The sequence below is a fragment of the Sphingopyxis sp. P8 genome (assembly GCF_020622175.1).
GTDB classification, from domain to species: domain Bacteria; phylum Pseudomonadota; class Alphaproteobacteria; order Sphingomonadales; family Sphingomonadaceae; genus Sphingopyxis; species Sphingopyxis jiangsuensis.
This window is the reverse complement of record NZ_JACNMK010000001.1, coordinates 1,113,690-1,137,964: the sequence shown is the minus strand read 5'-3', so window position 1 is coordinate 1,137,964 and position 24,275 is coordinate 1,113,690. Positions and strand designations below refer to the sequence as shown.

Sequence of the window (24,275 nt, the reverse complement as noted above, 5' to 3'; positions counted from 1 at the left end):
AAATGAAGGGGAGGCGGCGGCTCTGGAGCGGCCCGTCGGATTCAACCAGCCGCGCCGGTCTCTGTCAACGGCTATCGCCGCGGCGAATCATTCGGCGATTTCGACGAGATCGCCGCGACCTCCGAGCCATTGCCCGCTGGCGGCATATTCGGGCACCAGGCTGCTGATGATCTGCATTGCGGTGGCGGCATCGCCGGACTCGCAAATGACTGCGTTAAGCCGCTTCATCATGCGATCCAGCTCGACCCAGGGTATCAATCCCTCGCGCGCGCGCATGATTCGCGGGTGGTGCGTCGGTTCCGGATTATTTCCGATGAGTAGCTCTTCATAAAGTTTCTCGCCCGGTCGCAGGCCGGTCTCGATAATCTCGATATCGCCCTCCGGAACGTCAGGCTCGCGTACGCTGAGGCCTGAAAGCCGGATCATGGCACGAGCCAGGTCGACGATCCGCACCGGCTCGCCCATGTCGAGAACGAAAACCTCGCCGCCCTTGGCCATTGCGCTTGCCTGGATGACGAGCTGTGCAGCTTCGGGTATCGTCATGAAGTAACGTGTTATCTCCCGATGCGTAAGCGTCAGGGGGCCGCCGGCCGCGATCTGCGCCTTGAACAACGGCACAACCGAACCACTCGACCCCAAGACATTGCCGAACCGCACCATGCTGAAAATCGTTTTCACTCCCGGCTCGGTCGCGCGTGCCTGCAGAATCATTTCGCAAACCCGCTTCGAGGCGCCCATGATGTTCGTCGGCCGCACCGCCTTGTCGGTGCTAATCAACGTGAAGTTGGTGACGCCAACCTCTTCGGCTGCCTTGACGCTATGGAGCGTCCCCATGATATTGTTGCGGAGGCCCGATAGCGGATTGGCTTCAACTAACGGCACATGCTTGTAAGCTGCCGCATGAAGCACGGTCTCGGGGCGATGGCGCTTATATATGCGTCGCATCGATGACCGGTCGGATACGTTGGCGAGTTCGAGTTGGATCGGAATTGCAAGGCCAAGCGCCTTCATCATGGCGTCGAGTTCGCGCTCAATCGCATAAAGACTATACTCGCTTTGTTCGAGCAGGACGAGCAGTGCGGGGCGGCAGCGAATTATCTGTCGGCATAGTTCACTTCCGATCGATCCGCCCGCCCCCGAAACAAGGACTCGTTTGCCAACGATCGTCCTGCCCATCAGCAATTCATTTGCGGCTACCGGTTCACGTCCGAGCAACTCTTCGATCTGAATCTCGCGCAAATCGTTGACGGTTATACTTCCGTCGATGACATTGGTCAGACTGGGCAGCGATCGGACGTAGACATCCTCTTTCTGCAGCTCCTCGATAATCTCCCGGCGGCGTGCGCGCGAAGCGCTCGGGATCGCCAGCAGCACCTCATCCGCGGCGGTTTCGTGCAACACTTGATGCAGGCGGAACGAGCCGAACACTTGGACGCCGTCGAGCCGCTGTCCGTCGAGTCTTGGGTCGTCATCGATGAAGCCGACGAGGTGCACTTGCGGTTCATGACGCAAGGACAGCGCAAGCTGCTGGCCGGCGCGTCCGGCGCCATAGACCAGCATACGCCGCGCGTTGACGCCGACGACGTTCAGAAGGTCGAGTAGTGCGAAGCGGATGCCGACGCGGCTCGCCGCTAACAGCAGCAGAAAGATCATCGGATGCAGTACGCTCAGGGTTCGCGGCACACCGGGAAGACGAAATACGACGCACACCACCAGCAGCGGAAGAATCAGCAACCCGCACGCGATCGCAAGGTCCGTGACCGTGCGCGAGCCGGAATATCGTATGAGCGACCGATAAACGCCGGACCTCCATGCGATGGGATACCAGAATATCAATGAGCAAGCAGCAAACGTCATGATCGGGCGTGAGAAAAGCTCCCAAACGCCCAAGCGTAGCGAGAAGGCAAACCATACGGCAACCAAGCATAGCGCGCCGTCGATCGCCACCGCGGCGAACTGGCGTTGAATGCGCGGCCGTTCGCCGATGAAAGCGAGAACCCCCTTCCGCAGGTTGCGCCAATGATTTTGGTCGAGAATTTTCATAGATTGCCGCTATTCCTCGCAGATAGCCATTGTGGGGTGCAACTTGCGAGACATGCTCCTGCAGTGGTTGCGCACCAATGAAGCGGGCGCGACAAAAAACAAGATTATCATAGAAGCAATACCGTTGCCATTCAACCAGCGTTGCGTCCAGTTGTGTTAGCTATCCCACGGAAATCAGGGAGCTTGTGCTGATGGACTCTCTCGCGCTCGCCGGACAACGCGCGAATTCCCAGTGGATGCTCGAGGTGGACCTGAAAAATCGAACAGACGATCGCTAAGGCTATTTACGATCTTGTTGTCGACAACGGTCGCGTCTTGTCCGACTGAGAACGCCTTCGATGCGACCGGTTGCTCGAATTCTACGAGATTTCCACGCAGCTCGGGGGCGATCGCATCCCATGCGCCGACGATGTGGGTTGTCGGCCGGCTGATGCGAACATAGAATTTATTCTCCTTTATCTGCGGCGCTTTCCCGCCGAAATAGGCCGCGCGTTCATAAACACCGAGTAACATCATATGTTCGAACACCGCGTGGTCGCCCAGAAAGACAAAGGCGTCGGGGCGCACTGACGACCGCAGATCGACCACGCTGTGGCTCACCTGGACCCGCGGCGCATGGGCGCCGCAGATGAACGATGCGCTCCCGTCCGACCTTATCCCGCTGATCGCGATCCCCGCAGCGGCGGCGCCATGTACATAAATGCAGGGGTGATGATCCGATGCGCCGTTGTCAATCAACTCGAACTTCGGATCGGCAATACTGGTCGGGCCCGCCAGATAACCGATGTCGATAGCGCCGCGTTTAGGAGGAGCGCTGGCTCGGCTTGAATAGGGCTCGTTTGTCCAGTTGCGAACTGTCGGCCTCAATATAGCGATCTCGTCGCCAAAGGATTCGATCGCAGCTTTCTTGTTTGCATCAAAAATACAGTCAACTACCTCGATGTTGCGAACGCCGTTCACTCGCGTAATCGCCAATCCGGCGCCTTGGTTGCCGTCGAACAATATATTCTGAAGCCGGATGTTGCGAATGCGATTCGCGGGTCTTGACGGAACATCATCGGGTTCGAGGATGATACCTGCGCAAGGGCCGTTTCCGGTATCCCAAAGTCCACGAGTTAGCCCATAGCGACCGCCTTCGATCGATGCGTCTACACCCTCGATGATCGACAGGCCCTGTCGAAAGTTGTTGAGCGCGGTGCAATCTTTGAGCTTCCAGCGTGAAGGAAAGTCCAATGTAGAAACAGCGCCGCCGGGCCCCGTGCCATTTCCGTCGGTGCCAGCATACACGAGAAATCCGTCGCACGTGCCATTCACCACATGAACATTGCGAAAGAGCCACCGATGGCATTTGTCGACGACAATTACGTGCGCCGGATCTTCTGCCGGAATGCGGCTTTCGCGGTTGCCGTCGCAATGTAGATCGGAGATCTCGAAGTCGTTGCACTGGACGATGTAGAGTGCCGATCCGCCCCAGCCGGTGGGAGCGCCATCAGCCACCCTGATCCGGTGACCATTGCCGCGCAGCCTAAAGTTCGATTTTCCGCTCAGGACCAGTTGCGAGGGTATGACATAATCTGCGTCCAGTTCGCCATCTGTCCCGCCGCCGAGCGCATCGAGAAATCGCTGCAAACGCTGCAGGTGCGTATCGCCAGGCTGGCGAAAATTTTCGGGCCTTATCATCGTCCGGGTTTCCCATTCGATACCGGAGCCCAAAACGGACGGGCGCGACCGCAAAGATCGACCCGCCGCTGAGTCTCCGCCAAAACTATAGCCTCGCCCCGCACTACTTGCGAGACTTGCGCGAGAGGCGCGCATCCAAACAAGTTGATAGTGTCGCCCGTGTCGGTTGAATAATTATCCCAATCGGCTCGTGCATGAAGGGGTGCATGGCGGCTCCAAATCATACTATTGCATGGGATTGCCGGAACCCGTGATGCCGCTTAGTCGCCGGGTGATTCTCGCGAAGCTTGCCACGATCCCGCCGCGCCGGGATCGACGTTGCGGCTATGCATTCTGACTACAGACGCAATTCGTCCTGCCTGTCGAACCATAATCAATAGTGGCACACGCCGGACGAGGCTCTATGGAACGAGAAGCTGGCAAGACGAGATTCAGACTGCGGGGCGGGATAAGCGGTATTCTGCGGGTGGCGCAGATCGTGAAGTCCTTCAGTAAATGCCAAGTCGATCCTTGTCGGCTTCTGGTAGGACAATCTGTCATCGACATTGCCCAAGCGGCGGCGATGCCCTAAGTCCGCGACGTTATATTTCTTGCCACCAAAGGTTTCGCGTTCCCGTTATGTGATGTTGCACCAATTGGCGGCGAGGTAGGACGCCACGGACAGTTCTGCAGATACAGTGAGGATATTAGTGGAAAATTTCGGACATGACGCGCTTTCGGAATCTGATTGCGTGGGACGTTCGTCGCGGGGCCAAGGAGGCGGTCTGGCGACGGCTAAACAGGAAATGACGCGCTGATGCTCAGAACTCCCACGGCGGGCAATATCGACCCCAAGACCGTACAAGGCTTTGGTGAGGAATGGGCGGCCTTCGACCAGACTGCGCTCGATGAAGCGGATTGGCGCCAACTTTTTGACGGCTATTTTTCGCTTTTTCCATGGGATGCTCTGCCCGCAGGTGCGTCCGGGTTCGACTTGGGATGTGGATCAGGTCGGTGGGCACGCGGCGTAGCCCCGCGCGTCGACATTCTCCATTGTATCGACCCTTCCGAAAAAGCGTTGCAGGTTGCAAGGCGCGTGCTCGGCAATGTGTCGAATGTCCGGTTTCACCATGCCGGGGTCGACGAGATCCCCCTTCCCGATGCCAGCCAAGACTTTGGTTATTCTCTTGGCGTGCTTCACCATATTCCGGACACGCAGAAAGCGATGCGGGCATGTGTCGCCAAGCTGAAACCTGGTGCGCCGTTCCTCGTGTATCTCTATTACGGTTTTGACGACCGGCCCGCGTGGTTCCGCTTCATATGGAAACTGAGTGATTATGTCCGGAGGGCCATCAGCCCGATGCCATTCCCTCTCCGCAAGACCATAACAACAGCGATCGCTGCCGCCATTTACTGGCCCTTGGCGCGGATGGCGATGCTCGGCGCACGCATCGGGCTGAAAGTGGACGGTCTGCCGCTTAGCTTCTATCGCGATCAGAGTTTTTACACAATGCGCACCGACGCGCTCGATCGATTCGGCACTCGTCTGGAACAGCGGTTCACGCGACCACAGATCGAAGCCATGATGACGGCATGCGGGCTGGAAGACATTCGGTTTCGCGACGGAACTCCCTATTGGGTCGCATGCGGCACAAAGGTACGCGACGGGAATTGATCTTTATGGGGGACGTGTTGCAAAGCACGCCCGTCATATTGGCCTGATGCCAGGACGGATCTGCTACGAGGAAGAGCTTTTGCCCTGTCGGTCGCGCCATGGCGCGCGCGGAATTTCGTCAGCACGACGCAGCGCCGTCAGCCAGACTTCGGCTTTGCCCGTATTAAGCTGGGCCAGCCCGGGCTACTATTGCGACAGCATCGCAGTTGGATGTCGTGGTATAGTCTGCCAGGCAAGCGCTTAACTTGAGACGCGCACCATAACCGGAAGCCCACTGGTCACGACTCGTTCGGGTCACGAACGAAAAAGAGGGCCTCCGAACCATCCGTCGCAAAACTCGGCGTGCGTCCAAAAAGCGTGGGTATGTGGTGCGCGAGACTCTCGCAATCGGCGCGCTCGTGCGCGACGAGGCGACCGCCTTGCAGCCACAGCACGCTGTGGGAAAACTGCGCAACTAGCGTCAGGTCGTGCAGAACCACGAGCACCGCGCGCCCCTGACTCGATTTTTCGGCGAGGCATTCCATCGCGCGATACTGGTTGGCGGGATCGAGCGCCGCTGCGGGTTCGTCGGCAAGGATGACGGGAGTATCGGCTGCCAGCACCCGCGCCAGGCAGGCGAGCGCCTGCTCGCCGCCCGAAAGGTCGGCGACGCCGCGGTCGGCGAGCGCGGCGCAGCCGGCGGCTTCCATGGCTCGCTCGACGGCGGCACGGTCGGTCGCGCCCAGCTTGCCGGGCTCGGCTCCATAAGCGAATCGTCCGAGCGCGACCATGTCGCGGACCTTGATGTTCCACGCAAGATCATGGTGCTGCGGAAGATAGGCGATGCGCCGGGCCCGCTCGGTCGGGCTGAGATGCGCGAGCGGCGCCGCCCCCAGAGCCAGCGTGCCTGCGAACGGCGCGACGCCCGCGAGTGCCCGTAGCAGCGTCGATTTGCCCGCGCCATTGGGGCCGACAATTGCCGTGATACGCCCGGGTTCTATTGTCGCCGTCACGTCATCGAGCAGCGTCTTGGCGCCAGCGCGCACCGTCAGATTCTTGATGTGGAGCGCGTCAGACATGGGCGCCCCGGCCGCGCCGCAACGCGATCATGGTGAAGATGGGCGCACCGGCGAGCGCCGCGACGACACCAAGCCGCAGCTCGGTATCGGTGGGGAGGAGGCGCACGAGCAAGTCGGCGAGCACGAGGAGCAATGCGCCGAGCGTTGCCGAAGGGAGCAGGGTGCGGCCCGGATCATGCCCTACCCATGGCCGGACAAGGTGCGGCGCAACGATGCCCACAAACCCCACCGCTCCAGCTAGCGCGACTGCGGCTCCGGTTGCGATTCCGGTGCCTGCAATAACGGCGATGCGCGTACGCCGCGCGTCGAGACCGTGCGCGATGGCGGCGGTCTCGCCGATCGCCAGCAGCGACAGATGCGCGCGCTGGCCGAGCAGGATCACGCAGCCGGCGAGAACCAGCGGCGCCGTGAAGACGAGGTCGCCGAGCGAGCGATTGGCGACCGACCCCAGCGTCCAGTTGATGAGATCCGAAAGGGAGAAGGGGTTGGGCGCGAAATTGAGGATAAGCGCCATCAGCGCGCCCGAGAGACTCGACAGGCCGACGCCGACGAGAATCAGCGTGGCCATCCCTTGCGTTCGCATTGCCGCGACGGCGAGGAGGCTCGTCGCAAGGAGTGCGCCGACGATGGCCCCGATCGGGAGCACCCAGGGGAGCGCAGCGGCAAGGCCGAAATAGAGCGTCAGCGTCGCGCCCAGCGTGGCCGCCGCCGACACGCCCAATATCCCCGGCTCGGCGAGCGGATTACGGGTCAGCGCCTGCAGCGCAGCACCGCAGAGGCCCAGCGCTCCGCCGACAATTGCGGCCGCCAGCACGCGTGGCAGGCGGATGTCGAGAAGGATTATTGCTGCCGCCCGATCGCTCCCGCCGATCGCATCGACGACAAGGCGCGGCGCGGCGCCATCGGGGCCGAACATCACGGCTCCCAGTGCGGCAACGACAAGAAGCAGGGCAAGCGCCGGGTTCAGTCGCGCTGCGGTCATCGCTGTTCCCTTTCGGTCGTCGCGAGCGCGTGTACGGCGTGCCCGGCGAGCCAGTTTCCGCACGATATCCATGCCCCCGGCACCTCGACGTCCGCTGCACCGCGTGTCGCCCGCTCGACGACGGGGTGACGCGAAGCGGTCCAATGATCCTGACGGTAGCGCGGGCTGTCGAAAAAGGCGCGCATCACGACATCGGGCCGGCGGCGGACGAGCGCCTCGAGCGGGAGCGTGCCCCAGCCGGGCTGCTTGCGATAGGTCGTGTATCCTGCGGCAGCGACGATTTCGGCGACCATCGAACCGGGACCGGTGGTAACGTCGCCGGGGGTCACATAGAGCACAGACGGCGCGCTTGCCGGCGCCGGACGCTGCGCGGCGGCAAGCTGTTGTTCGAGGTCGCTAGCGAGCCGCCGGGCTTGGCGGGCGGCTCCAAGTTCGGTGCCGACGCGCAGCAGGTCGGTGCGCGTTTCGGCAAAATTGTTCGGGAAGCCGAGCTGGACGACGTGAATGCCCATCGCTTCGAGCTGGCGGTCGAGCCGCGCAGCGCCGCCATAAGAGCGCACGACCACCGCGGGACGGAGGCGTGCAATGTCCTCGAGCTGTGGCCGAATTCGGACGATGCCCTTGGCGCGCGGGGCCGAAAAGCTTGTGTCGCTGTCGGCCTCGAACGAAACGGCGCGGATCTTTTCGCGGGGCAGCAGCCCGAGCACCATCTGGTCGGCGCAATAGTCGATGCTCGCGACGCCGCGGCGCTCGGGCAGCGGCGCGCGCGGCTGGCAACCCGCGAGGGCCGCCAGCATCGCGAGGGCCGCTGCCATGCGCATCAGAAGCTCCAGCGCACCCCGCCATAGGCCGAGCGACCCGCGGTGCCATAGGTCGCGACCGTCTGATATTCCTCGTCGAACAGATTTTCGACGCGGCCGAACAGTTCGATAGCGCCAGTGAGCGGATAGCTCGCGCGCAGGTCGACGAGCCAATAGGGTGCGAGCCGGACGGTGTTGGCGCGATTGTCGAAGCTCGCCGACGCATAGCGTGCCGCGACCGACAGGTCGGCGCCGGCGAGGTCGCCCCCGGGCGTCCACGCAAGCTCGGCGTTGGCGAGATGTTTCGGCCGCCGCGCGAGGCGATTGCCTTCATAGAGGCCGGCGGGCGTGCGGTCGGTAACGACGACGAGGCTGTAATTGCCGCGCAGCTCGATCGTGTCGCTCAGCTTCGCACCCGCGTCGACCTCGACACCCTGACCGCGCGCGCGGTTGATATTGTCATAGGTACCGAAGGGGCGGGTGCCGGTGGCGCAGATCGGGGGAAGGGGATTGGGTCCCGGCGGGCACGACACGAAATCGATAAGGTCGCGGCTGTCGCGGCGGTACCAGGCGATATCGGCGTACCAGCGCTGCGCGTTGCCGATCCGCACGCCGATTTCATAGGAGCGCGCGGTTTCAGGGCGCAGGTCGGGGTTGCCATAGGCACCCGTCGAATCGGAGAGCTGGAACAAGGTCGGTGCCTTGAATCCCTCGCGATAGCTCGCGCGCAGCGTGACGAGCTCGCCGAGCCGCTGGCCGATGTCGAAGGCGACGCTTGTCGCGCCGCCGAAGTCGCGGTGATCGTCGCGGCGCACACCGCCGGTCAGCGTCAGCGTATCGGTCGGCTTCGCCGTCGCCATCGCCCAGACGCCCGTCGTCGCGGTCTTGCGACGGTCGGGCGCAAAGCCGTCGTCGGTCAGGCTGCGGCTCCACTCGCGCTCGGCGCCGGCGATCAGGCGAATTTCCGGGGTCACGGTCCAGTCGGCGCTATAGCTCAGCCTTTCGCTGCGTCCGCGCGCGCTGAAGCCGGGCGCCGTGCCGAACGCCGGGTTGTAATTGTCGCGGTTGACGTCGGCGATCCCGAATTGAAGCTGGTGCGTGAAACCCGTCGCTCCGGTCCCGCGTCCGCCGGGCCGATGCTCGATCAACGCGGCGGCATAATGTTCGCGCGTCTTCTGAAATTCGTCGGTGTCGCCGAAGCTGTAGGTCGGCGGCGCGAAACCATCGAGGTCGATCCGGCTGTCGGCGTAGAGACCGAACGCGCGGAAGGTCAGCGTGTCGCCGATGTCGGTGCGGTTGCTGATGTTCGCGCTATATTGGCGATAGCCGTCGCGCTCGGTCCCGCCCGCCGCGTTGCTGAAGCCGTCGGTACGGACATAGCCGCCGCCGATCCCGAACTGCGAAGCGCCAAGCGCCGCGGTGCGGAGCTGGCCGTTGACGCGCACCGTGTCGCGCGCGCCATATTCGGCGCCGATCCGTCCGCTCGTGACCGCGCCTGCCGCAGGCGTGGCAGCGGTGGTTGTGACCGCGACAACGCCGCCGATTGCCTGGCTGCCCCACGGCAGACTGTTCGCGCCGCGCAGCACTTCGATCCGGTCGATCGTCCCGAGCATCAGATTGCCGAAGTCGAAACCGCCGCCCGGCGACGAGGGGTCGCCGACGCGCACCCCGTCGATAACGACCAGCGTCTGGTCGGTCTCGGCGCCGCGGATACGCAGATTGGTGACGCCGCCGAGTGCGCCATATTGGTTGAGCGTTACGCCGGGAAGACGCGCGACAAGGTCGGCGGCGGCGCCGTTCTGCGCGCGCGCAATATCCTCGGCATCGATGATCGACAGCGATGCGTTGGCGTCTTCGCGCGCGAGCGGGACGCCGATGACGGTGATCGCGATGCGGTCGTCCTCGTTCGCCTCGGCGGCAAGCGCCGGCGCGGCGGCCGCAAAGGCGATCAGCGAAATGGCGGTACGATAGGCAAAAGTCTTCATAACAGGTTCTCCAACGTGACGGCTTTGCCGTCACGCGAGGAACCTCGCCTGCTCCCGGTACACCCCGCCCGCGCGCAGATAACGGCGACGCTCGGGCAGGTCTCCTGGCTTGCCGGGTCATCAAAGGGATGCGGCCTTCCCGGAACATCGTTCCAGTGGCACGATCGCACCCTTCTCTCCGACGACAGTTGCGGGGGCAGCGCCGGATTGGAACCGGACTTCCCTTTTCACCCCGTTTCCGGGGAACCTGAGGTCACGGACGCGGCGGCTAGCAAAGCCTTGCGCGGTTCGCAATCGACAATTTTACGCCGCAGCTTCGACGACACGATTGGTTCGCGCGAAAGGACTGAGCCCCAGCCAGGTTTCAATACTCGCCGTCAGCCGGTCGTCGCCGGTAAGAAGCAACCTTCGGTCCTCGATGGCCGCGGCCACAGTGTCATAGCCCATCCAGATCGCCGTCATTGTGCGCAGGTCGCACGATGCATAAAGATCGACGTCGAATCCGGGATCGACCGAGCACAGCTGCGTTTCGCTGCCGGGTTCGACGACGAGCCACCATGATCGGCGCTCGGCGGGAAGTTCGGGATAGCGGAACTGGATGATCGAACGTCGTGCTGGCATCGGGTCGAGCACGAGCCCGCGGCGCATGTCCCACATGAGCAAATGCGCGTCGAGTTTTTCGAGCGAAAGGTCGCCGTCGATCCAGCGCTTTCCCCAGACGCCGAAGGCCTCGACAACGGGTGCGAGTTCCTGTCCCGCACGGGTGAGGACATAGTCGAAGACGCCCGAGTCGCCGGGAACCGGCGTGCGGCGGAGGATGCCGGCCGCCTCCAGATCCTTCAGTCGCTGTGAGAGCAGCGCCGGCGACATGCGCGGGACGCCGCGGCGCAAGTCATTGAAACGCGTCGACCCGGCTGCGAGTTCGCGCACGAGAACAATCGTCCAGCGCGTACACAAAATCTCGGCCGCCATCGCGACCGGACAAAATTGCCCATAGCTCGCCTTTGCCATGATAGGCTCCCTTCCGCAGCATTATAGCCCATGCCGTTTGGCGGGCGCGAGTTCAGTTTCTGAATCGGCGGCGATTCAGTTCCTGAACTATTCGTGGTCGCCACGAACCGACACAACCATCGCCAGCAGGGAAGCAACCTATGGAGATGAATATGCTTGTAGAAGCGAAGGCAATGACCGCCGATTACTGGCACGAAATTGCGGACCGCATTGCTGCGACGATCGGAGCGACGGCCGAAAGCCACGATTGCGAGGGGCGCTTTGTCGCCGACAATTATGGGCTGCTCCGCGAGGCTGGACTGATCGGGGCCGCGGTGCCCGTGGACCTAGGCGGGAACGGAATGGATTACCGCACACTTTGCGGCGTCGTGCGGCGGCTCGGCAAGGGATGCGGCTCGACCGCGCTTGCCTTTTCGATGCACTGCCACCAGGTCGCGGTCGCGGCATGGCGCTGGCAGCATATGCAGGCGCCGACCGACGGTCTTTTGAAGCGGATCGCGTCGGAGAATCTGGTGCTCGTGTCGAGCGGCGGGTCCGACTGGCTGCAGGGCAGCGGGACGGCAACGAAAGTCGATGGCGGCTTCCGGATCAACGCGCGCAAGATATTCTCGAGCGGTTGTCAGGCGGGTGATCTGCTGATGACGAGTGCGGTCTATGACGATCCCGATGCGGGACCGACCGTTCTCCACTTCGCGCTACCGCTCGATGCCGACGGTGTAACCATCCTCGATACGTGGAACACGATGGGGATGCGTGGCACTGGTTCGCACGATGTCGAGCTGAAGGACGTTTTCCTTGCCGATGCAGCCGTTTCCGGCCGGCGGCCGCAGGGGCAGTGGCACATGCTGTTCCACATTATCAGCATGATCGCCTTTCCGCTGGTCTATTCCGCCTATCTCGGCGTCGCGGAGGCGGCGCGCGACGCCGCGCTTGAGGCGGCACGGCGCAAGGCCTCGACAGGCGGGATGATCGCGCTTGTCGGCGAAATGCAGAATAGTTTCTGGATCGCGGAAACCGCACTCGACGCGATGATTGCGGAGGCGGAGGCGGGCGGACCCGGACCTGCGAAGACGAGCAGCGTCATGACCGGTCGCACCGTGACCGGTCGCGCCGCAATTCGCACCGCCGAACTGGCGATGGAAGTGGCCGGCGGCGCCGCCTTTTATAAGGGGTCGACGATCGAGCGCGCCTTCCGCGACGTTCAAGGCGCGCGCTATCATCCGCTTCAGGAGCCAGCACAGCGCGAGTTGAGCGGTCGTCTCGCCCTGCGGCTCGATATTGACGGCTGACGAATGGGCGCGGGCGCGGGGCGCCTTCCGTCCGACCCGCGCCCTCTCATTATCCAAGAGGACGACTTGCAATCGCGGCGCGGCCGGTCAATCTGGGGCGGGCAAGGAGCGACGCGGTGGATTTCGCCTTCGACAATAGTTTTCACGACCGGATGGACGGCTTTTACACGCCGGCGGAGGCGGTCAAGCCGTCGGCACCGGCGATGCTCGCCTTCAATCATCCGCTCGCTGCAGCGCTGGGTCTGGATTTTGAAGGTGTCGGCGAGGCCGATCTGGCAGCGCTGTTTTCGGGCGCGAGCCTCCCCGCGGGCAGCAATCCGATCGCGCTCGCCTATGCGGGGCACCAGTTCGGCCATTTTTCGCCGCAGCTCGGCGACGGGCGCGCGCTTTTGCTCGGCGAAATCGTCGCGCCCGACGGTGCGCGTTTCGACATCCAGCTCAAGGGATCCGGGCCGACCAGCTTTTCGCGCAATGGTGATGGCAAGGCCGCGGTCGGTCCCGTCCTGCGCGAATATCTGGTGTCCGAGGCGATGGCGGCGCTTGGCGTTCCGACAACGCGCTCGCTTGCGGCGGTGGCGACGGGCGACCGGGTGCAGCGCGAGCGCGGGCATCCGGGCGCCGTCCTCACGCGCGTCGCGAGCAGCCATATCCGCGTCGGAGCCTTTCAGTTCTTCGCTGCGCATTTCGGCGCGGAGCATGTCGCGCGGCTGTCCGATTACAGTATCGCTCGGCATTTTCCGGACCTTGCCGATCAGGCGAACCCGCATCTTGCGTTGCTCGACCGCGTCATCGGTCTGCAATGCGATCTCGTCGCGCGCTGGCTCGGCATCGGCTTTGTCCATGGCGTCATGAACACCGACAATGTCGCGATCAGCGGCGAGACGATCGATTACGGTCCCTGTGCGTTCGTCGATCGTTTCGCGATGAGCACCGTTTTCAGCTCGATCGATACGCAAGGCCGATATGCTTATGGCAACCAGCCGCGGATAATGCACTGGAACATGGCGCGCTTTGCCGAAGCGCTGCTTCCCGCGATCCATGCCATCGACCCTGCCGCGGTGGAAGCGGCCAAGGCGCTTGCCGACACCATCCCCGCTCGCTTCGCCGCGGCGCTCTCGGCAGTGATGCGGCGCAAGTTGGCGCTCGAACAATCGGAGGACGGCGACCAGCAATTGTTCGATTCGCTGTTCGATGCGCTTGAGGGCAATCGCATTGACTTCACGCTCTTTTTCCGCGGGCTCGCCATGATGCTGCGCGGTGACGGAAAGCTGCTTGAAAGCCTGATGCCCTATCCCGACGCCATGGCATCGTGGATCGCTGACTGGTGGGAGCGGCTTGCGCGCGAAACCGACGAGCCGCTTGCGCGGGCCGACGCCATGGACGCGGTGAATCCGCTCTATATTCCGCGTAACCATCGTGTCGAAGCCGCGCTCGAAAGTGCCGAGGTGGGCGATATGGCGCCTTGGTTGGCATTGCTCGATGTCGTCCGCAATCCCTTTGTCGCGCGTGACGAATGGAGCGAATTTGCCGGTCCCGGTCCCGACGACGCCGAACCCTATGTGACCTATTGCGGCACCTGACACGCGCGGCGCGTGTTGAGCGCAGCGCGCGCGCTTGCTACTGAGCCGCTCCCGTCAGACAAAGGATATCGACTTGTCCGCATCCCCCGCATCGCAATCCGGCGTCTCGGCCTCCGCTCCCAAGATCGCCGTCGTCGGGACGGGCTATGTCGGCATATCGAACGCCGTGCTGCTCGCCCAGCGGAACCGCGTTGTCGCCCTCGACATCGACGCGCGCAAGGTCGAACAGATCAATGCACGCCAGTCGCCCATCGCCGACCCCGAGATCGAGGATTATCTCGCCAACAAGCCGCTCGATCTCGTTGCTACGCTCGACAAGCAAGCGGCCTATGGCGGTGCCGACTTTGTCGTCGTTGCGACACCGACCGACTATGATCCCGACACCAATTATTTCAACACGAGCACGGTCGAGGCAGTGATTGCAGACGCGCTCGTGATGGCGCCTGACGCGTTGATCGTCGTCAAATCGACGGTCCCTGTCGGCTTCACCGAAAGGATGCGCGCCGAACATGATACCGACACGGTGATCTTTTCGCCCGAGTTCCTGCGCGAAGGGCGCGCGCTCTTTGACAATCTCCACCCGTCGCGAATCATCGTCGGTAACACGCATCCGCGCGCGCGCGAATTCGGCCAATTGCTTCTCGAAGCGTCGCTGAAGCCCGAGGCAGCCATCCTCCAAACCGGCAATACCGAGGCAGAAGCGATCAAATTGTTCGCCAACACCTATCTTGCGATGCGCGTCGCTTTCTTCAACGAACTCGACACCTATGCCGCGACTCACGGGCTGGACTCGCGGCAGGTGATCGAAGGCGTGTGCCTCGATCCGCGCATCGGGCAATTCTATAACAACCCATCCTTCGGCTATGGCGGCTATTGCCTGCCCAAGGACACGAAGCAGATGCTCGCCAATTATCAGGACGTGCCGCAAAATCTGATCGCGGCGATCGTGTCGTCGAATACGACGCGCAAGGATTTCGTCGCGGCCGAGGTCATCAAGCGCAACCCGCGCGTCGTTGGCATCCATCGCCTTGCGATGAAGGCAGGATCGGACAATTTCCGTGCCAGCAGTATTTTGGGCGTGATGAAGCGGATCAAGGCGAAGGGGATCGAGGTGATCGTTCATGAGCCGCTCCTTGAGGAGGAACTGCTGTTCAACTCGCGCGTCGTTCGCGACCTTGACGCCTTCAAGACCGAAGCCGATGTCATCATCGCCAATCGCGTTACCGACGACCTCGCCGATGTCGCCGACAAGGTTTATAGCCGCGACCTCTTTGGCGCTGACAGCTAGGGCTGGGCGCCAGGCAAGGCGCGGAACTCCCCCGAATCCTGCACGTTGACCGGTAAAGGGAGATTCCGGTTGCGCCGCTGCACCCCGCAAGCCACAAATGCGCCTTGACCGAGGGCAGATGCGACCATTTGAAAAGCCTTGCGATTTGGGGAGAGCGGGTGCGCCGCTGTTGCGGTCGCTCGTTGGGCTGTCGGCGTTTGCGTTCGCCATAGGACATGGCTCGCTGGTCGTCGCCCAACCGCCCGAACCGTCCCCCGCCAACGCCCCCGCCGCGCCGAAACCGTCAACCGCTCCCGATGACATTGCTGCGCCCACGCCGCCTCCAGCGGGTGCGCAATTTCCCGAGGTTCCGCCGATCATCGATGACGACGAGTTCGAGCGGGCGATCCCCGATATCGCCGCCGAGGACGATCCCGAACTCGATCGTCCGCTGGAAACGATCGCCGAATTCGAGCGTCGGCTGACCGCCGTAGCCGCGTCGGGTGACGCCGACGCTGCGGAGGACGACGACGCTGCCGACGGGGCGCCGGTGGTCGATGGTGTTGCTATTCCCGCGCTCGCCGACGGCGACGTCGTCGAGGCGATCGGTGACGCGCCGATCAGCGATGTCGAGCTGGCCGCACCGCTTCCGCCGCTCGAAAGCTTTGACGTCGAACCGGTGGAATATGCCGAGGCCGAAGAGGAAGCCCGCGACCGCAGCGTCACCTATATTGTGCAGGTCAACGGGTTGGACGCTGCCGATGCCGCAAGCGACGTCGATCTTGCGGACCTGTTCAGCGACCTGTCGGCGCTTTACGATGGCGACGGCAAGGCGGACAATGCGGCAATGGTGCGCGCGCGGCTCCGCGCCGATGCCGACCTTATGCAGCGAATCCTTGCGTCCGAGGGCTTTTATGACGCGGCGATCGGTACGCGGATCGACCGGACCGCACGCGAACGCAACGCGCCGCTCACTGTGATCCTCGATATAACGCCGGGACAGCGATACACGCTCGGGTCTGTTTCAATCGATGCGGAACCGACCGTTCCCCCGGCGTTGATTGCCGATAATTTCCCGCTGACCATCGGCGAGCCGATCGTCGCGCAGCGCATCCAGGGCGCCGAGGCGGCAATCGCGCTCAAACTGCCCGAGGAAGGCTATCCCTTCGCCAAGGTTGGCCAGCGCGACATCCTCCTCGACGGCGCGACGGGCGAGGGCGATTATACCCTGCCGGTCGAGATCGGGCCCCGGTCGCGTTTCGGCGCTATCGAGACGACGGGCGATCTCGCCTTTGACGCCGAGCATGTCGAAGTCCTCGCGCGCTTCGAACGCGGCCACCTTTACGACAGCCGGATGGTTGATGATTTGCGCCAGGCCCTCGTCGCGACGGGGCTGTTTGCGACGGTAGCGGTCGAGCCGCAGCGCACCGGCGAAAGCGCGGGCGACGATACCGAATATGTGACAACGCTCGTCACCCAGCAGGCGGGGCCGCCGCGTACCATTGCCGCGAGCGCGGGCTATGGCACGGGGGAAGGGCTGCGGCTCGAAGGGAGCTGGACGCATCGCAATCTGTTCCCGCCCGAAGGAGCACTGATCGGACGTGCCATTGTCGGCACGCAGGAGCAGGGGATCGGCGCGACGCTACGCCGTTCGAATGCGGGGCGGCGGGACCGCACGTTCGAACTGGTCGCCGAGGCGACGCGCAGCAACTATGACGCGTTCGAGGCAATCACGGGCCGCGTCGCCGCGCGCATCAGCTATGATTCGACGCCAATTTGGCAAAAGAAGTTCACCTATGCCTTCGGTGTTGAACTGATCGCAACGAGCGAAGACGATTATGAGTTCACGCGCGGTTTGCGCGACCGCGATTTCTATACCATTGCCGGGATCAGCGGACAGGTCGGGATTGACCGCACCGACAGTCTGCTCGATCCGACGAAGGGCTTTCGCATCACGACGCTGCTCCAGCCCGAAGGGTCGTTTGCGGGCGGCTTCTCGCCCTATATGCGTGCGCGTGTCGACGTGAGCGGCTATTATCCGGTCACCGACAGCGTCGTGCTTGCGGGGCGCGTTCGCGTCGGCTCGATCATCGGCGCCGCGCGCGAACTATTGGCGCCGTCGCGGCGCTTCTACGCCGGTGGCGGCGGTTCGGTTCGCGGCTTCGGTTATCAGCAACTCGGCCCAAAAGACCCCAACAATGATCCCATCGGCGGGCGGAGCGTGAACGAAGCAGCGGTCGAGGCGCGCTATCGCTTCGGTAATTTCGGCGTCGTCGGCTTCGTCGACGCGGGGCAGGTCTATCGCGGATCGACGCCCGATTTTTCGAACCTGCGCTTCGGCGCCGGGATTGGCGGGCGTTTCTACACCAATTTCGGGCCGATGCGGCTTGACATCGCGACGCCGATCGACCGCCAGCCGGGAGAATCGCGCGTCAGTGTCTATGTGTCGATCGGGCAGGCTTTCTGATGGCGGAAGAGGCGCCTCCGGTCGCCGACGGTGCGGCAACACCGCGCCGGACCTCGCGCATCGCGCGCGGCGCTGCGGTTGCCATCCTCGGCCTTCTCGCGCTGGTCGCACTCTTTCTCGTCGGGCTCAATAGCGACGCCGGACGGCGTTTCGTCGTCACCCAGATCGAGAAATATGAGTTTGAGAACGGGATGACGATCGGCATCGGCCGGCTCGACGGATCGCTTTACGGCGCGATGGTCGTGCGCGATTTCACCCTGTCGGACCCCGAGGGCGTATTCTTGGCGTCGCCCGAACTGCGGATTGACTGGCGACCATTCGCCTATCTTTCGAACCATATCGACATTCGCTCGGCGACCGCCGAGGAAATTCGCTTGCAGCGCTTGCCGCAGTTCAAGCCGGTTCCCGACACGGGCGAGCCGCTGCTTCCCGATATCGACATCGACGTTGGCCGCCTGCGCGTCGATCGCTTCGTCTTCGAGCCTGCCGTCGCCGGCGAGCGGCAGGTAGCGCAAATCGATGGCAAGATCGCAATTGCCGACCGGCGTGCGCAGGTCAGCGCCAATGCCGTGACCGTTGGCGCCGGTGCGCGAGGCGACCGGGTCAAACTGCTGCTCGATGCGGTCCCCGAAGCCAACCGGCTGGCGATGACGTTGGACCTCAGCGCGCCGCAGGACGGCGTTATCGCGGCGATGGCGGGACTGGACGAACCGCTCACAGCGCAGCTCGACGGGCGCGGCGATTGGGCGAAGTGGGACGGGTCGCTCACCGCCAGCCTTGGATCCGCGCCGCTTGCACGCATCGGTCTGACGGCGCGCGACGGCAGATTCGCGGCCAAGGGAACAGCGCAGCCCTCGCGCCTCTTCTCCGGCTCGCTAGCCGCGCTGCTCGGCGCCGAAACACGGGTCGATCTGGTCGCAAAGCTCGACGAGCGAAAAGCCGACCTCGATGGCGCCGTCGCGTCGGAAGCGATGCGGCTCGGCGTCAGCGGAGGGGTCGATCTGGGAACGAACCGTTATGACGGTTTGCAACTCGCTCTCAATGTCGTCCGTCCCGGGGCCATCGCGCCCGCGGTGCGCGGAAACGGCGTGCGCGCGACGGCGCGCCTCGACGGCGCATTTGCACACCCCACGGTCGACTATCGGGCCAATGCGGCGGCGCTCGCCTTTAACGATATTGTCGTTGAAAGGCTCAGCCTGTCGGGAAAGGCGCGCATCGACGCCGATCAGATTGTCATTCCCGTCGTCGGGCGCGCCGCGCGCATCCGCGGGCTCGACAGCGTTGCGGGCGGGACGCTCACCGCGGTGCGGCTCGACGGCGATCTTGCCTTTGCCGAAGGGCGGTTGCTCAGCGACAATCTGCGGCTGCGATCGTCGCGGATCGATGCCAAGGCGATCGTGATCGCCGACTTCAACCGCGGTTTCTACACTGGTGCGATCGACGGGCGGGTCAACGACTATCGAATCGAAAGCGTCGGCATTTTCGACATCGATACCGACGCCGATCTCCTGACGGCGGCGCATGGCGGGTTCGAAATTGCGGGGCGCGTTCGCGCGCGTTCGACGCGGCTGTTCAATTCGGGTGTCCGCGATTTGCTCGGCGGCAACGGCACTGTCTCGGCGGATGTACGTTACGGCACCGACGGGCTCGTGCGCTTCGCGAACCTGCGCCTCACATCGCCGTTGCTGCGGATCACGAGCGGGCGCGGCAGCTATGCGCCCGACGGTCGCGTCCAACTGAGCGCGCGTGCCATGTCGAGCGACTATGGTCCGCTTGGCGTCGAGCTCGCGGGAACAATTAGCGATCCGCGCGCGACGCTCACCGCAGAGCGGCCGGGGCTTGGTATCGGGCTCGCCAATCTCGAGGCGCGGGTGAACGGTGCGCCCAACGGCTATCGTCTCGCTGCCACCGGCGAAACCGACTATGGCCCGCTGTCGGCGGACGTCGTCCTGCTGACCGCGTCGGGACCGCTGACAATCGAGGTCGAACGCGGCGACCTGTCGGGCATCGGTTTTTCGGGCCGGCTCGTCCGCAGCGATGCGGGACCCTTCGTTGGACAGCTCGATGCGAGGGGGCAGGGACTCGGCGGGCTCGTGCGACTGAGCGCAGCGGGACCGCATCAGGCCGCGGCGATCAACTTGCGTGCGAACAATCTGTCCTTGCAGGGACCGGCGCAACTCACCGTCGGCGGCGCGATCGTCGATGCCGATGTGACGCTTTATGACAGCCCGCATATCGTTGCCGATATACAGTTTGCGCAGACGCGCATCCGCGACTTCGATATTGCCGTCGGACGTGTGAAGATCGATTATCGCGACGGCACCGGCAAGGCGCAGGCGCTTGTCGAGGGGACGAACGGCGTGCCTTTCCGCGTTGCGGCGAACGCCGATCTCGCGCCCGGGCTCTGGCGCGCGTCGGTTCAGGGGCGCGCCACCGGCATCAATTTCCGCACGACGTCGCCCGCGCGGATCGTCCCCGGCGACGACGGTTATGAATTGCTGCCGACGACGGTGAATCTGGGACGCGGAAGCAACGCGCGCATTGCGGGGCGTTTCGGCGATGGCATTATGCTGCAGAGCCGTCTCGACCGCGTCAATATGGCGATCCTCAACGCCGTCTATCCCGATATGGGGCTGGGCGGACGCGCGAGCGGCAGCCTCGATTTCGAGCAGGCTGGCGCCGATGCTTTCCCGCGCGCCGACGCACGGCTGACTATCGACAATTTTACGCGCACCACCGCCGCATCGGTCAGCGAACCGGTCGACATCAATCTCGCGGGCAAACTGCTTTCCGACGGCGGCGAAGCGCGCGCGGTCGTGCGCAAGCGCGGCAGCGTGATAGGGCGGATGCAGGCATCGCTACGTCCGTTGGGGCCGGGGGCAGGAAGCTGGACGGAACGGCTACGCGCCGCGCCGCTCGGCGGCGGTATCCGCTACAATGGTCCGGCCGATACGCTCTACAGCTTCGTCGGCCCTGCTGGCCAGCATGTGGGCGGGCCGATCGGCGTCGCTGCCGACTTCGGTTGCCGCCTCGACGATCCCTGCCTGCAAGGCGTCGTGCGCGGCAAGACGCTGACTTATGAGAATCAAGCCTATGGCACGCGCCTGACCAATTTGGCCGTCAATGGCCGGTTCACGGGGAACCGGCTCGAGATCGATGAACTCACCGCCACCGCCGGTGACGGCAGCCTTTCGGCGAGCGGTTTCATCAGCCTTGCGGCGTCGGACGGCTATCCGATGAATCTTACAGCGACGCTCGACAATGCGCGGCTTGCGCGAAGCGACAATATCGGCGCGCGCGCGACAGGCACGCTGACGCTCGAAAAGCGGGCCGGGCAGACGGCGCTGCTGTCGGGCGATCTGCAGCTTCCCGAATCGCGCTATCGGATCGTGCGCGAAGGCGCAGCGCAGGTGCCCGCGCTAACCGGCGTTCGCCGCAAGCCCCCTGCTGGTCGCCCGCGCGTCAGCGGCGACGGCATCGCGGCGGTCGGTGGCAGCCTCTTTGACCTGATCCGCCTCAACATCCGGCTGCGCGCAGGCGACGAAATCTATGTCTCGGGCATGGGGCTGGAGTCCGAATGGCAGGGCGATGTTACCTTGACGGGGACGACGCAGGCGCCGCGCGTGACGGGCGATATCGAACTGGTGCGCGGGACGCTGGGTTTTGCAGGACGCTCGTTCACGCTCGACGAAGGGCGGATCAGCTTCCCGACGGGCGATGTCTATGACCCTGCGCTGCGGCTCGTCGCGTCGGACACGTTCGACAATGTGACGGTGAACGTCAACGTGTCGGGCCGTGCGCAAAATCCGCAGATCAGCTTTTCCAGCATACCGGGACTGCCACAGGACGAGATTGTGTCGCGCATTCTGTTCGGCGGATCGATCACCGAATTGTCGCCGCTTCAGGCGGTGCAACTCGCCGCTTCGCTCAACGCCCTGCGCGGCAGCGGCGGGCTCAGCCCGCTCGGTGCGCTCCAGTCGGCGACCGGGATCGACCGACTGCGCGTGCTCGGCGCCGACGATACTGAAGGGCGCGGCACTGCGATCGCCGCGGGGCAATATATTTCGAAGGATATTTACCTGGAGATCATCACCGACGGGCGCGGCTATACCGCCACCCAGCTCGAAATCAGCCTGACGCGGGCATTGTCGCTGCTCAGCCAGGCGGGGGGTTCGGGCCAGTCGAACCTCAGTATCCGCTACCGGAAAGATTATTGATGCGGGCGCTTCCGTACATCGCGGCATTGCTCCTTGGGGCGTGCAAGGAGGAGCCCGACTTCGACGCGCGCTATGATGCCGCAAGCAAGGAAATCGAAGCGCGCGCCAAGGCCCTCGACGCCGCGGTTGGGGCGGCCGATGAGGTTCCGCCGGGAGCCAGCGAGTCGGGCACGATCGCAGAGAGCCCGCCCGACCCCGCATTGTCAGGGCGATAGCCGATCCTGCCGGCTGCGTGATCCGGAGCGGCGCTTGCCCGCCGCCTCCCCCTGTGCAAGGGGCATCGGGCCGAATTTGGGGAGGCGACAGATGCATTTCGACGTGGTGATTGTGGGCGGTGGCCATGGCGGGGCGCAGGTGGCCATATCGCTGCGCACGCAGAAGTTCGAAGGTAGCATCGCTATCGTCGGCGACGAAACCGACCTTCCCTATGATCGTCCGCCTTTGTCGAAGGAATATTTCGCCGGCGAAAAAGAATTCCAGCGCATCCTACTGCGTCCCGCCAAATATTGGGACGAGCGCGCGGTAACGATGCTGCTCGGCAAGCGCGTCGTTTCGGTCGATCCGGTGGCGCATTGCGTGGCGACCGACGCGGGCGAGACGATCGGTTATAGCAAGCTGGTATGGGCGACGGGTGGAAGGCCGCGGATGCTGCCGATCCCCGGCGGCGACCTCCCGGGCGTGCAGGGCGTGCGCACGCGCGCCGATGCCGACGCGATGAAGGCAGCCGCCGAAAGCGCGGACCAGATCGTCGTGATCGGCGGCGGCTATATCGGGCTCGAGGCCGCGGCGGTGCTACGCAAGGCGGGCAAGAAGGTGGTGCTGTTGGAAGCGCTCGACCGCGTGCTTGCGCGTGTCGCGGGCGAGGAACTTTCGCGCTTTTACGAAAAGGAGCATCGCGATCACGGCGTCGACCTTCGCCTCGGCGTCAATGTCGAGGCGATTGAGGGCGAAAGCCACGTCACAGGCGTGCGCCTTGCGGGCGGCGAGGTGATCCCCGCCGATCTCGTCATCGTCGGCATCGGCATCATCCCGGCGGTCGAGCCGCTCGTCGCGGCGGGCGCCGAAGGCGGCAATGGCGTCCTCGTCGACCGCTATTGCAAGACGAGCCTTCCCGACATCTATGCGATCGGCGACTGCGCGGCGCATGAGAATGATTTTGCCGACGGGTTGGTCATCCGTCTGGAATCGGTTCAGAATGCCAATGATCAGGCGAATGTCGTCGCCAAGGGAATTTGCGGCGTCGAGGCGCCCTATCATGCGATTCCGTGGTTCTGGTCGAACCAGTATGATCTGAAGCTTCAGACCGCGGGCCTCTCGACCGGGCATGACCAGGCTATCCTCCGCGGCGATCCCGCGTCGCACAGCTTCTCGATCGTCTATCTCAAGGCCGGAAAGGTCGTCGCGCTCGACTGTGTCAATGCGACCAAGGATTATGTTCAGGGCCGGATGATTGTCACTGCGGGGCTCAAAGCCACCGCCGAACAGCTTGCCGACACCGACACGCCGCTGAAGGCTCTGCTGGCGAGCTAGGCAGGGGGCGGGAGGTCCGGCGCCGGGGACGGGTCGGCGGCGAGCATCTTCTTCATTCCTGCCTTCATATTGCGGAGCAGTCGACGTAGCGCGATGATCACGATCACCGCGGCGATCGCCATCAGGATTGCGATCGCGATCGCCAGCGGCGGAAAGGCGATGGCAAGCGCCAGAAGACCGCCGGTCGCGATGTCTTCGCCGGTTGAAACCACTGCATTGCTATAAGGTTCGGGGCTGACGTTGATGACGGCGCGCGTCGTCGCTTTCGCGCCGTGACTGAGCAGGGCGCCGCCGCCGCCGAGCAGAAATGCAACGACCTGCCACGCCGGATCGGACGCGTCGACCAGTGCCAGCGCGAGCAGGGCTCCGCCAAGCGGACGTATAATCGAGTGGCTACCGTCCCACGCGGAATCGACCCAAGCAATCTTGTCGGCCAGAAATTCCGCGACCGTTCCTGCAGCGGCGACGCCAAGAACCCAAGGATTGGCAAAAACCTGCAGCGCTTGGAGATGTTCGGGGAGCGGAAGCCATCCGAAGTGCATTGCAATTCCTGTCGCGAGGACGGTCAAATAGAGACGCCATCCGGCAAGCAGGCTGAGGCTGCCCGCGACACCCAAAATCTCGACTATTCCCATGGCCTTGCTCCCGGCCGCTTCCGCCGGTTCATCCTGCACTGCACCGTTCCGTCAGGCAATGGCATAGTCATACGCCG

The 24,275-nt window shown here is 63.8% G+C and carries 16 protein-coding genes and 1 riboswitch; of the genes, 8 read left to right on the top strand and 8 right to left on the bottom strand.

The genetic code is table 11. From position 1 onward, the window contains the following. Positions 1 to 87: 87 nt before the first annotated feature. Positions 88 to 2,043 carry a polysaccharide biosynthesis protein gene (locus tag H7692_RS05500; RefSeq protein WP_222135686.1) on the bottom strand — a complete coding sequence of 652 codons (1,956 nt, stop codon included), beginning with the start codon at positions 2,041 to 2,043 and terminating at the stop codon, positions 88 to 90. 174 nt (positions 2,044 to 2,217) lie between these two features. Further along, positions 2,218 to 3,723, bottom strand: a complete 1,506-nt coding sequence (locus H7692_RS05495) for a hypothetical protein (protein ID WP_222135687.1) — start codon at positions 3,721 to 3,723, stop codon at positions 2,218 to 2,220. Between the two features lie 796 nt (positions 3,724 to 4,519). On the opposite strand from H7692_RS05495, the gene H7692_RS05490 reads away from it, so the two are divergent. Then, the gene (locus tag H7692_RS05490) at positions 4,520 to 5,377 is read left to right on the top strand and encodes a class I SAM-dependent methyltransferase (RefSeq protein WP_201926585.1); all 858 of its coding nucleotides are present in this window, start codon (positions 4,520 to 4,522) and stop codon (positions 5,375 to 5,377) included. A gap of 278 nt (positions 5,378 to 5,655) precedes the next feature. On the opposite strand, the gene H7692_RS05485 is transcribed toward H7692_RS05490, so the two are convergent. The 5 genes from H7692_RS05485 to H7692_RS05465 form a co-directional block, all read right to left on the bottom strand. Then, positions 5,656 to 6,435, bottom strand: a complete 780-nt coding sequence (locus H7692_RS05485) for an ABC transporter ATP-binding protein (RefSeq protein WP_222135688.1) — start codon at positions 6,433 to 6,435, stop codon at positions 5,656 to 5,658. Then, complete coding sequence (locus H7692_RS05480) at positions 6,428 to 7,417, bottom strand: FecCD family ABC transporter permease (RefSeq protein WP_222135689.1); 990 nt, start codon at positions 7,415 to 7,417, stop codon at positions 6,428 to 6,430. Before H7692_RS05480 ends, H7692_RS05485 begins: the two co-directional genes overlap by 8 nt. Beyond that, positions 7,414 to 8,232 carry an ABC transporter substrate-binding protein gene (locus H7692_RS05475; RefSeq protein WP_222135690.1) on the bottom strand — a complete coding sequence of 273 codons (819 nt, stop codon included), beginning with the start codon at positions 8,230 to 8,232 and terminating at the stop codon, positions 7,414 to 7,416. Before H7692_RS05475 ends, H7692_RS05480 begins: the two co-directional genes overlap by 4 nt. 5 nt (positions 8,233 to 8,237) lie before the next feature. Beyond that, positions 8,238 to 10,202: a TonB-dependent receptor plug domain-containing protein gene (locus H7692_RS05470; RefSeq protein ID WP_227339883.1), complete on the bottom strand. Its 1,965-nt coding sequence runs from the start codon at positions 10,200 to 10,202 to the stop codon at positions 8,238 to 8,240. Between the two features lie 76 nt (positions 10,203 to 10,278). Further along, a riboswitch (cobalamin riboswitch) is annotated at positions 10,279 to 10,468 on the bottom strand. Between the two features lie 37 nt (positions 10,469 to 10,505). Continuing rightward, positions 10,506 to 11,213 (bottom strand): winged helix-turn-helix transcriptional regulator, encoded by a 708-nt coding sequence (locus H7692_RS05465; RefSeq protein WP_222135692.1) that lies wholly within the window; start codon positions 11,211 to 11,213, stop codon positions 10,506 to 10,508. Positions 11,214 to 11,365: 152 nt separating this feature from the next. Here H7692_RS05465 and H7692_RS05460 point away from each other — a divergent pair, with 152 nt between their 5' ends. The 7 genes from H7692_RS05460 (at position 11,366) to H7692_RS05430 (ending at position 23,563) form a co-directional block, all read left to right on the top strand. Next, complete coding sequence (locus H7692_RS05460) at positions 11,366 to 12,502, top strand: acyl-CoA dehydrogenase family protein (RefSeq protein ID WP_222135693.1); 1,137 nt, start codon at positions 11,366 to 11,368, stop codon at positions 12,500 to 12,502. Between the two features lie 116 nt (positions 12,503 to 12,618). Then, positions 12,619 to 14,082 (top strand): protein adenylyltransferase SelO, encoded by a 1,464-nt coding sequence (locus tag H7692_RS05455; protein WP_222135694.1) that lies wholly within the window; start codon positions 12,619 to 12,621, stop codon positions 14,080 to 14,082. 73 nt (positions 14,083 to 14,155) lie between these two features. Further along, entirely contained in the window at positions 14,156 to 15,370 is a 1,215-nt protein-coding gene (locus tag H7692_RS05450) for a nucleotide sugar dehydrogenase (RefSeq protein ID WP_222135695.1), read from the top strand. A 169-nt stretch (positions 15,371 to 15,539) separates the two neighbouring features. Next, entirely contained in the window at positions 15,540 to 17,816 is a 2,277-nt protein-coding gene (locus H7692_RS05445; RefSeq protein ID WP_227339882.1) for an autotransporter assembly complex protein TamA, read from the top strand. After that, positions 17,816 to 22,033: a translocation/assembly module TamB domain-containing protein gene (locus tag H7692_RS05440; protein ID WP_222135696.1), complete on the top strand. Its 4,218-nt coding sequence runs from the start codon at positions 17,816 to 17,818 to the stop codon at positions 22,031 to 22,033. The genes H7692_RS05445 and H7692_RS05440 overlap by 1 nt, the downstream gene beginning before the upstream one ends. Continuing rightward, on the top strand, positions 22,033 to 22,248 hold the full coding sequence (locus H7692_RS05435) for a hypothetical protein (RefSeq protein WP_222135697.1): 216 nt from the start codon (positions 22,033 to 22,035) through the stop codon (positions 22,246 to 22,248). Before H7692_RS05440 ends, H7692_RS05435 begins: the two co-directional genes overlap by 1 nt. Positions 22,249 to 22,339: 91 nt before the next feature. Then, positions 22,340 to 23,563 (top strand): NAD(P)/FAD-dependent oxidoreductase, encoded by a 1,224-nt coding sequence (locus H7692_RS05430; RefSeq protein WP_222135698.1) that lies wholly within the window; start codon positions 22,340 to 22,342, stop codon positions 23,561 to 23,563. Here H7692_RS05430 and H7692_RS05425 read toward each other — a convergent pair. Then, entirely contained in the window at positions 23,560 to 24,198 is a 639-nt protein-coding gene (locus H7692_RS05425) for a DUF4126 domain-containing protein (protein ID WP_222135699.1), read from the bottom strand. The two genes, H7692_RS05430 and H7692_RS05425, sit on opposite strands and share 4 nt — an antisense overlap. Positions 24,199 to 24,275: the final 77 nt, after the last annotated feature.